This window comes from Streptomyces sp. 5-10 (assembly GCF_014712245.1).
Classification (GTDB): Bacteria; Actinomycetota; Actinomycetes; order Streptomycetales; family Streptomycetaceae; genus Streptomyces; species Streptomyces violaceusniger.
Genome location: NZ_JACVYG010000115.1, coordinates 1 through 10,712, shown reverse-complemented (window position 1 = coordinate 10,712; position 10,712 = coordinate 1). Strand labels below are relative to the sequence as shown.

2 protein-coding genes are annotated in these 10,712 nt (G+C 73.6%); both read right to left on the bottom strand.

Features of this window, described 5'->3' with window-relative positions; all coding sequences use genetic code 11:
- On the bottom strand, nucleotides 1–6,195 hold a 6,195-nt coding region (locus IEJ02_RS46950), incomplete at its 3' end, for a type I polyketide synthase (protein WP_191070380.1).
- Between the two features lie 86 nt (nucleotides 6,196–6,281).
- A partial coding sequence (locus tag IEJ02_RS46945) for a type I polyketide synthase (RefSeq protein WP_191070379.1) occupies nucleotides 6,282–10,712 on the bottom strand: 4,431 nt, incomplete at its 5' end.

Sequence of the window (10,712 nt, the reverse complement as noted above, 5' to 3'; positions counted from 1 at the left end):
CGCGTCCGACAGCCGCTCGACCAGCAGCATGCCGACGCCCTCGCCCCAGGCCGTGCCGTCGGCCGCGGCGGCGAAGGGCTTGCAGCGGCCGTCGGTCGCGAGGCCGCGCTGCTTGCTGAAGGCCACGAAGGTGCCGGGGGTGGCCATGACGGTGACACCGCCCGCGAGGGCGAGCGAGCATTCGCCGTTGCGCAGCGCCTGCACCGCCATGTGCAGGGTCACCAGCGACGACGAGCACGCCGTGTCGACCGTGACCGCAGGACCCTCCAGGCCGAAGGTGTACGACACCCGGCCCGAGGCGACGCTGCCGGAGCTGGCGGTGCCCATGTAGCCCTCGAGGCCGTCGGGGGCGCGGTGCAGGAGCGTGCCGTAGTCGTTGTACATGACGCCGGTGTAGACACCGGTCCGGCTGCCGCGCACCGTCGCCGGGTCGATCCCGGCCCGCTCGAACGCCTCCCAGGTGGTCTCCAGCAGCAGCCGCTGCTGCGGGTCCATGGCGAGGGCTTCGCGCGGTGAGATCCCGAAGAAGACGGGGTCGAAGTGGTGGGCGTCGTGCAGGAACCCGCCGTTGCGGGCGTAGCTGGTGCCCTGCTGGTCGGGGTCGTCGTCGTAGAGCGACTCGATGTCCCAGCCGCGGTCGGTGGGCATGTCGGTGATGGCGTCCGCGCCGTCGGTGACCAGCTTCCACAGGTCCTCGGGCGAGGTCACCCCGCCGGGGAACCGGCAGCTCATCGCCACGATGGCGATCGGGTCGTCGTCGTGCGGGGTGGCGGCGGCCACGGGCGCGGCCGCGTCCTCCTGGCCGCCCTGGGCCTCGGCCCGCAGATACGCGGCGAGGGCGGCGGGGGTCGGGTAGTCGAAGATCAGCGTGGCGGGGAGCCGGACGCCGCTGACGGCGGTCAGACGGTTGCGCAGCTCCACGGCGGTGAGCGAGTCGAAGCCGACCTCGCTGAACGCGCGCTGGGGCTCGACCGCCTCGGGCCCGGCGTAGCCGAGCACGGCCGCCACCTGCGTACGGACCAGGCCGAGGACGATGGCCTCGGCCTCGGCGTCGGACGCCGCCCCGGCCAGCTGCTGGGCGAGCGCGCCGGACCGCGCGGCCGCGGCGGCGGCCTGGGCCGCGCGGCGGGGCGGGACCCGGACCAGTCCGCGGAAGAGCGGTGGCAGCATTCCGGCGCTCGCCTGTGCCCGGAGGGCGGCCAGGTCGAGGGGCATGGGGACCAGCAGCGCGTCGTCCGTGGCGATCGCCAGGTCGAACAGTTCGCGGCCCTGGCCGGCGGTGATGGCGGCGATGCCGCCGCGCTGGAGGCGGGCGAGTTCCGCCTCGTCCAGGTCTCCGGCCATGCCGCCGGACTCACCCGACGGGGCCCACAGGCCCCAGGCGAGGGAGGTGGCGGGCAGGCCGCCCGCGCGGCGGTGCTGGGCGAGGGCGTCCAGGAAGGCGTTGGCCGCCGCGTAGTTGCCCTGTCCGGCACCGCCGAAGACGCCTGCGGCCGAGCTGAACAGGATGAACGCGGACAGGTCCGCGTCCTGGGTCAGCTCGTGGAGGTTCCACGCCGCGTCCGCCTTGGGGCGGAGGACGGTGGTGAGCCGGTCGGGGGTGAGGGATGCGATGACGCCGTCGTCCAGGATGCCCGCGGTGTGTACGACGGCGGTGAGGGGGTGTTCGGCTGGGACGGTGGCGAGGGTCGCGGCGAGGGCGTCTCGGTCCGCTACGTCGCAGGCGGCCCAGTGGGCTTCGGCGCCCAGCTCGGCGAGTTCGGTTGTGAGTTCGGCGGCGCCGGGGGCGTTTGCGCCGCGGCGGCTGACCAGGAGGAGGTGGCGTACACCGCGGTCGGTTACGAGGTGGCGGGCGAAGAGGGTGCCGAGGGTGCCGGATGCGCCGGTGAGGAGGACCGTGCCGTTGGGGTTCCACTCGGGGGCTTCGTCCTGCGTCTGCGCGGTGGCGCGGGTCAGGCGGGGGGCCTTGACCGTGCCTTCGCGTACCGCGAGTTCCTGTTCGCCGGATGCGAGGGCTGTGGGCAGGGCTTCGAGGGAGTCCGGGTGGGTGTCGGTGTCCACCAGGATGATGCGGCCCGGGTTCTCCGACTGGGCGGAGCGGATGAGGCCGTGGGCGGCGGTGTGGGCGAGGTTGGTGGCGTCGGTGAGGATGACTAGGCGGGTGTCGGTGAAGTGGGGGTCGGCCAGCCAGGTTTGGAGCAGGTTCAGGGTCTGGGCCGTGGTCTGGTGCGCCGTGGTGGCGGGGTTTTCCCCAATCCCGCCCCTTCCCGATACAAGGGGCTCCGCCCCTTGACCCCGGGCCTCAAACGCCGGACGGGCTTGATTTTGCGCACTGTCCGATGCCAGAGGCGCAGCTAGGGACGCCACCACGTACTCGGGCGCCGGGGTTCCGGAATCGATGGCCTTGACCAAGGTCTCCAGGTCCGGGTAAGGGGCGTTGGGGCCTATGTGCGTCCAGTTGTCCTGGGACACCGGCTCGGACGCGGGCGGGATCGGGGTCCAGTCCACCGTGAACAGGGCGTCTGACGCGCCGCCCGGGGCCGTCAGCTGGTCCGGGGAGACCGTGCGCAGGGCCAGGCGGTCCACCGTGGCCACCGGGGCGCCCGTGACGTCGGCGAGCTGGAGGGACACCGTGCCGTTTCCGGCCGGTGACAGGCGGACGCGTACCGTGTCGGCGCCCACCGAGTGGATGCGGACGCCGGTCCAGGAGAAGGGGAGTCCGCCCTGGCCCGGGTTCTCGGTGAGGTCGCTGAGGCCGATGGTGTGCAGGACGGCGTCCAGCAGGGCCGGGTGGAGGCCGAAGAGGGCGGCGCCGGGTTCGGTGTCCTCGGGGAGGGCGACCTCCGCGTAGACCTCGCCGTCGCCGCGCCAGGCGGCCCGTAGGCCCTGGAAGACCGGGCCGTAGCCGAAGCCCGCCTCGGCCAGGCCCTCGTACAGGCCGTCGATCTCGATGCGCTCCGCCCCGGCGGGCGGCCAGGCGCTCAGGTCGAACGAACTCTCCACCGTGCCCGCCGCCAAGGCGCCCGTGGCGTGCCGCAGCCACGGCTCGTCGTCTCCGGCCTCGTCGGGGCGGGAGTGGAGGGCGAGGGTGCGGCGGCCGGTGTCGTCCTGGGCGCCCACGGCGATCTGGAGCTGGACCCCGCCCCGCTCGGGCAGGATCAGCGGGGCCTCCAGGGTGAGCTCCTCCACCACATCGCATCCGGCCCGCTCTCCGGCGCGCGCCGCCAGTTCCACGAACGCGGTGCCGGGCAGCAGTACCGCGCCCATGACGGCGTGGTCGGCCAGCCACGGGTGGGTGTCCAGTGCGAGCCGCCCGGTGAAGAGGAAGCCCTCGGCGTCGGCCAGGGAGACGGCCGTGCCGAGCAGCGGATGGTCGGCGGTGCCGAGGCCGAACGAGGAGACGTCGCCGTAGGCGGTGCCCGCGTCCAGCCAGTAGTGCTCGCGCTGGAAGGCGTACGTGGGCAGCTCGACGCGCTCGGCGCCGGTGCCCGCGTAGTACGCCGCCCAGTCGGGGGCCGTGCCCCGGGTGTGCAGGGTGGCCAGGGCCGTGGTCAGGGTCTCGGCCTCGGGGCGGCCGGACCGCAGGGCGGGGACGAACGCCACGTGCTCGGACTCGCCCGCCAGACACTCCTGGCCGAGCGCGGACAGCACACCGTCCGGGCCGAGTTCGAGGTAGGTGGTGACGCCCTGCGCCTCCATCGCGCGCATGCCGTCGAGGAAGCGCACGGCCTCGCGGACGTGGCGGACCCAGAAGTCGGCGGTCGCGATCTCCGCTGCGGGTGCGATGCCGCCGGTGAGGTGGGAGACCACCGGGATCTTCGGGGCCTCGTACGTCAGACTCTCCGCGACCTTGCGGAACGGCTCCAGCATCGGGTCCATCAGCGGCGAGTGGAACGCGTGGCTGACGGTGAGCCGCTTGGTCTTACGGCCCTGCGCCTCGAAACCGGACGCGATCTCCAGCGCCGCGTCCTCGTCGCCCGCGATGACCACCGACGACGGCCCGTTGAGCGCGGCGATGGACACCCGGTCGGTGAGCAGGGGCGTCACCTCGTCCTCGGACGCCTGGACGGCGATCATCGCGCCACCGCCCGGCAGCCGCTGCATGAGGCGGCCCCGGGCCGCCACCAGCAGGGCGGCGGCGTCGAGCGAGAGCACCCCCGCGACATGCGCGGCGGCGATCTCACCGATGGAGTGTCCGGAGACCACGTCCGGCTTCAGGCCCCAGGACTCGACGAGGCGGAAGAGGGCCACCTCGATGGCGAACAGCGCGGGCTGGGTGAAGCCGGTCCGGTCCAGCGCGGCGGCGTCGTCCCCGAACAGCACGTCCTTCAGGGGCCGTTCGAGACGCGGGTCGAGCGCGGCGCACACCGCGTCCAGCGCCTCCGCGAACGCCGGGTAGGTCTCGTACAGCTCGCGCCCCATGCCGAGGCGCTGGCTGCCCTGGCCGGTGAAGAGGAATGCCAGCTTGCCCCGGGTCTCCACGCCCTGGACCACCCCGGCGGCGGGCTCGCCGGAGGCGAGCGCGGCGAGGCGGTCGAGGAAGGTGGCGCGGTCACCGGCGATGACGGCGGCGCGGTTCTCCAGGGCGGCGCGGGTGGTGGCCAGGGAGTAGCCGACGGACACCGGATCCAACTCGGGGCGTTCGGCCACGTAGGCGTGGAGCCGGGCGGCCTGGGCGCGCAGGGCGTCCTCGCCCTTGCCGGACACCAGCCACGGCAGGAGGGGGAGGGTGCGGGGCGCCGTCGTCTCCGCTGCGGGGGCCTCCGTCGCCGTCGTCCCTTCGGCGGGGGTCTCCTCGCCCCCGGGGTCCTCTGCCGGGGCCTGCTCGATGATCAGGTGGGCGTTGGTGCCGCTGATGCCGAACGATGACACGGCGGCGCGGCGCGGACGGCCGGTCTCCGGCCACGGCCGGCCCTCGGTCAGCAGCGAGACGGCCCCGGCCGACCAGTCGATGTGCGGCGACGGCTCGTCGATGTGCAGGGACTTGGGCACATAGCCGTGCTCGATGGCCTTGACCATCTTGATGATCCCGGCGACACCGGCGGCGGCCTGGGTGTGGCCGACGTTGGACTTGATGGAGCCGAGCAGCAGCGGCCGTTCGGCGGGCTTCTCCTTGCCGTACGTGGCGAGCAGCGCCTGCGCCTCGATCGGGTCGCCGAGGGTGGTGCCCGTGCCGTGCGCCTCGACCACGTCGATCTGGTCGGCCGTCAGCCGGGCGCTGGCGAGCGCCTGGCGGATGACGCGCTGCTGGGACGGGCCGTTGGGCGCGGTCAGACCGTTGGACGCGCCGTCCTGGTTGATGGCCGAGCCCCGGACGACGGCCAGCACCTTGTGGCCGTTGCGGCGGGCGTCCGACAGCCGCTCGACCAGCAGCATGCCCGCGCCCTCGGACCAGCCGGTGCCGTCCGCCGACGCCGCGAAGGACTTGCAGCGGCCGTCGAAGGACAGTCCGCGCTGGCGGCTGAACTCGGTGAAGGTGCCGGGCGTCGACATCACCGTGACGCCGCCCGCGAGCGCCAGCGAGCACTCGCCGCCTCGCAGCGCCTGCATGGCCAGGTGCAGCGTCACCAGCGACGAGGAGCACGCCGTGTCGACGGTGAGCGCGGGCCCCTCCAGGCCGAAGGTGTACGCCACCCGGCCGGAGGCGATGCTGCTGGAGCCGCCGGTGCCGAGGTAGCCCTCGACACCGGGCGGCATGGCGCGCAGCCGCGAGGCGTAGTCGTGGTACATGACGCCCGCGAAGACACCGGTACGGGTGCCGCGTACGGAGGTGGCGTCGATGCCCGCCCGCTCGAACACCTCCCAGGTGGTCTCCAGCAGCAGCCGCTGCTGGGGGTCCATCGCGAGGGCTTCGCGCGGATTGATGCCGAAGAACGCCGGGTCGAAGTAGTTGGCGTCGTGGAGGAAACCGCCCTCCCGGACATAGCTCGTGCCCGCGCCGTCCGGATTGTCGTCGAAGAGCCGCCCGATGTCCCAGCCGCGGTCGGTGGGGAACTCGGAAATGCCGTCCCCGCCCTCGGACACCAGCCGCCACAGGTCCTCGGGCGAGCTGACCCCGCCGGGGTAACGGCAGCTCATGCCGACGATCGCGATGGGCTCCTGGTCCTCCGACTCCACCTCTTGCAGGCGGCGCCGGGTCTCATGCAGGTCGGCGGTCACCCGCTTGAGAAAGTAGCGGAGCTTTTCCTCATTCATACGTGCTTTTCCCTCTCGAGGAATCCGGAAGGCCTTGTCACTTCACGCCGGCTACGGTCACGGCCGCGGTCACGGTCACGGTCACTTCAGGAGATCCCGAATTCCTTGCCGATGAAGTCGAAGAGGTCGTCGTCCGTGGCGGACTCCAGTTCCTCGGCGACTCCGGCGCCGTCTTCCGGTCCTCGGTTGTCATTCCATTGCGCGAGCAGCGCCTGCAGTCGCGCGGTGATCCTGCTCCGGCCCTCGTCGTCCGGGGCGGCTCCGGCCAGGGCCAGGGACTTCTCCAGCCCGTCGAGCTCCGCGAGCAGCGAGGTGACCGCCGACGCGTCGTCCGGCAGGATCTCGCCGCGCAGATACTCGACCAGGGCGTTGGGGGTCGGGTAGTCGAAGACCAGCGTCGCCGGGAGGCGGACTCCGGTCGTCGCGTTGAGGCGGTTGCGGAGCTCGACCGCGGTGAGCGAGTCGAAGCCGACCTCGCTGAACGAGCGGGCCGGGTCGACCGACTCCGGGCCGGGGTAGCCGAGGACGGCCGCCACCTGGGTGCACACCAGCTCCAGCAGCACCTCCTCGCGCTCGGGCTCGGAGAGCCCGGCGAGCCGTTCGCGCAGCGCCTCGGCACCGGCCGCGGCGGCCGCCGCGGACTCGGCGGCGCGGCGGGCGGGGGCCCGGACCAGGCCGCGGAAGAGGGCGGGCAGCATGCCGCTGCTTGCCTGTGCCCTGAGGGCGGCCATGTCCAGGGGCAGCGGTACGAGCAAGGCCTCGTCCGAGGCCTGTGCGACGCCCTGTGCGGCGTCGAACAGCTCCATGCCGCTCTCGGCCGTGAGCACGCCGACCCCGCCGCGCCGGATGCGGGCGATCTCGGCCTCGTCCAGCTCGCCGCCCATGCCTCCGGCCACCGACCACAGGCCCCAGGCGAGGGAGGTGGCGGGGAGTCCCTTGGTGTGGCGGTGCTGGGCGAGGGCGTCCAGGAAGGCGTTGGCCGCCGCGTAGTTGCCCTGTCCGGCACCGCCGAAGACGCCTGCTGCTGAGCTGAACAGGATGAACGCGGACAGGTCCGCGTCCTGGGTCAGCTCGTGCAGGTTCCACGCCGCGTCCGCCTTGGGACGGAGGACGGTGGTGAGCCGGTCGGGGGTGAGCGAGCCGATCACTCCGTCGTCCAGGACGCCTGCTGTGTGGATCACGGCGGTGAGGGGGTGGTCAGCGGGGATGTTCGCGATGACCTCGGCGAGGGCCTTCTGGTCCGCCGCGTCGCAGGCCGCCCAGTGGGTTTGGGCGCCCAGCTCGGTCAGTGCGGTGGTGAGTTCGGCGGCGCCGGGGGCGTTTGCGCCGCGGCGGCTGAGCAGGAGCAGGTGGCGTACGCCGTGATTGGTGACCAGGTGCTTGGCGAGGAGGGTGCCCAGGGTGCCGGTGGCGCCGGTGAGGAGGACGGTGCCGTCGGCGTTCCACTCGGGCGCTTGGTTCTCCGTCGCCGTCGCCACGGTGGCGCGCGCCAGCCTTGGCGCCCGGGGGGCGCCGTCGCGGAGGGCGATCTGGGGTTCGCCCGTTGCCAGGGCGGTGGCCATGGTGTCTTGTGGCTTGCCCTTGCCGTCGGTGTCCACGAGGACGATACGGTCCGGGTTTTCCGCTTGCGCGGAGCGGGCCAGGCCCCAGATGGCGGCTTGGGCCGGGTCGGTCGTCGGCTCGGCCGTGCCGGTGCTTACGGCTCCTGAGGTGAGGATGACGAGGCGGGACTCCGCGAAGCGGTCTTCGGCCAGCCACTGCTGGAGCAGGCTCAGTGTTTGGGTGGTGGCGCGGTGCGCCGCGTCGGCCGGTGAGGGGGTTTCCCCAATCCCGCCCCTTCCCGAAACGTGGGGCTCCGCCCCAAGGCCCCGGTCCTCAAGCGCCGGACGGGCTTGAGTTGCCGCGCCCGGACGGGCTGGGTGGGGCGTGCTGTCCGAGGCCAGGGCCACGGTCTGTGCCTCGGCACGCCCTCCGGGCGTGTCCTCGAACGCCGGACGGGCTTGATTTGCCCCACCAAGCGCCGGACGGGCCAAGTCGGCCAGTACGTACTTCGGGAGCGGCGTGCCGGAGGCGACCGCCTCCGCCAGGGCGTCCAGGTCCGCGTAGGTCGGGACGCCCAGGGTGTCGGGGCCTACTGCCGCCCAGCTGTTGGGGGTTACCTCCGTGGACTGGGCCGGGGCCGGGATCCAGTCCACGCGGAACAGGGCGTCGGACGCGGCGCCCGGGCGGGCTGCTCCTAGCTGGTCGGGCGAGATCGTGCGGAGGGCCAGGCCCTCTACCGATGCCACCGGGGCGCCCGTCGTGTCGGCCAGTTCCAGGGTCACCGTGCCTGTGGCCGTGCCGTCCAGCCGCACGCGTAGGGCCGAGGCGCCTACCGCGTGCAGGGAGACTCCGGTCCAGGAGAAGGGCAGGCGGCCCTGGCCGTTGCCCTCTTCGGCCGCGCCCAGGCCCAGTGCGTGCAGCGCCGCGTCCAGCAGCGCCGGGTGCAGCCCGAACGCGCTCGCGTCGGACGTGCGGTCCTCCGGCAGGCTTACCTCGGCGAACACCTCGTCGCCGCGTCGCCAGGCGGCCGTCAGGCCCTGGAAGACCGGGCCGTAGGCGAAGCCCGCCTCGGCCAGGCCCTCGTACAGGCCGTCCGTGTCGATGCGCTCCGCCTCGGCGGGCGGCCAGGCGGTCAGGGTGAACGACGGTGTCGTGCCGTTCGACGCCGCCACTGCGCCCGTGGCGTGGCGCAGCCACGGGTCGTCCGCCGGGGCGCCCTCGGCTCGGGAGTGCAGGGTCAGCGCGCGGCGGCCGGTGTCGTCGGGTGCGGCGAGGGAGAGCCGGAGCTGGACGGCGCCCTGGTCGGGGATGATCAGGGGGGCTTCCAGGGTGAGTTCGTCCAGACGGTCGCAGCCTGCGTGGTCCCCGGCGCGCAGGGCCAGTTCCACGAAGGCCGTACCGGGCAGCAGCACCGTGCCCATGACGGCGTGGTCGGCCAGCCAGGGCTGGGTCTGGAGGGAGAGCCGTCCGGTGAAGGCGATCCCGTCCGAGTCGGGCAGTTCGACGGCGGCGCCCAGCAGCGGATGGCCCGCCGCGTGCAGGCCGATCGCGGTGGCGTCGCCGCCGACCGGCCCGGCGTCCAGCCAGAACGGGCGGCGCTGGAAGGCGTACGTCGGCAGATCGACCAGCCGCGGCCCGTACGGGGCGAAGAGCGGACCGAAGTCCACCGCCGCGCCCCGGACATGGGCGGTGCCGATCGCCGTCAGCAGCGTCTCGGCCTCGGGGCGGCCCCTGCGCAGCGCGGCGGCGAAGGCGGCCGCGTCGGCGTCGGCCACGCAGTCCTGGGCCATGGCGGTGAGGACACCGTCGGGGCCCAGCTCGAGGTAGGTGGTGACGCCCTGGGCCTCCATCGTCCGGACACCGTCGAGGAAGCGGACGGCCTCGCGGACGTGGCGCACCCAGAAGTCGGCCGTCGTGATCTCCTCGGCGGAGACCACGGCACCGGTCAGGTTGGACACGATCGGGATGCGCGGGGCCTGGTACGCCAGCCCCTGCGCCACCTCGCGGAAGGCGTCCAGCATGCCGTCCATGTGGGGCGAGTGGAACGCGTGGCTGACGGTGAGCCGCTTGGTCTTGCGGCCCTCCGCCTCGAAGGCCGCCGCGATCTCCAGCACCGCGTCCTCGTCGCCCGCGACCACGACCGAGGTCGGGCCGTTGACGGCCGCGATGCTCACGCGCTTGCCCAGCCGCGGGGTCACCTCGTCCTCGGTCGCCTGGACGGCGATCATCGCGCCACCGGCGGGCAGCCGCTGCATCAGCCGCCCACGGGCGGCCACCAGCGTCGCCGCGTCGGCCAGCGTCAGCACACCGGCCACATGGGCCGCCGCCAGTTCGCCGATGGAGTGGCCGGAGAGGACGTCCGGCCGCACGCCCCACGCCTCGACCAGGCGGAACAGCGCCACCTCGACCGCGAACAGCGCGGGCTGGGTGAAGCCGGTCTGGTCCAGCTCCTCCGCGTCGTCCCCGAACACCACCGTCTTCAGCGGTCGCGTCAGGTGCGGGTCCAGCGCGTCGCAGACCTCGTCCAGCGCCTCGGCGAACACCGGGTAGGCGTCGTAGAGCTCGCGTCCCATGCCGAGCCGCTGGCTGCCCTGGCCGGTGAACAGGACGGCCAGCTTGCCGCCCTCGGCCACCGCGCCCTCGACGAGACCGGTCGCGGTGCGGCCCTCGGCGAGGGCGTCGAGACCGGCCAGGAAGGCGTCCCGGTCCCGGGCGACGAGCGTCGCCCGGTGCTCGAAGGACACCCGGGAGGTGGCCAGGGAGTGGCCGAGGTCGGCCAGGGGCAGCTCGGGGTGGTCGGCCACATGGGCGCGGAGCCGGGCCCCCTGGGCGCGCAGCGCCTCCGGGGTCTTGGCGGACAGCACCCACGGCAGCGCGGACGGCAGCACGGACGGCTCATCCGCCGGAACCCCAGGAGCCCGCGCCTCCTCGGGCTCCGGCGCCTGCTCGATGATGGCGTGCGCGTTGGTGCCGCT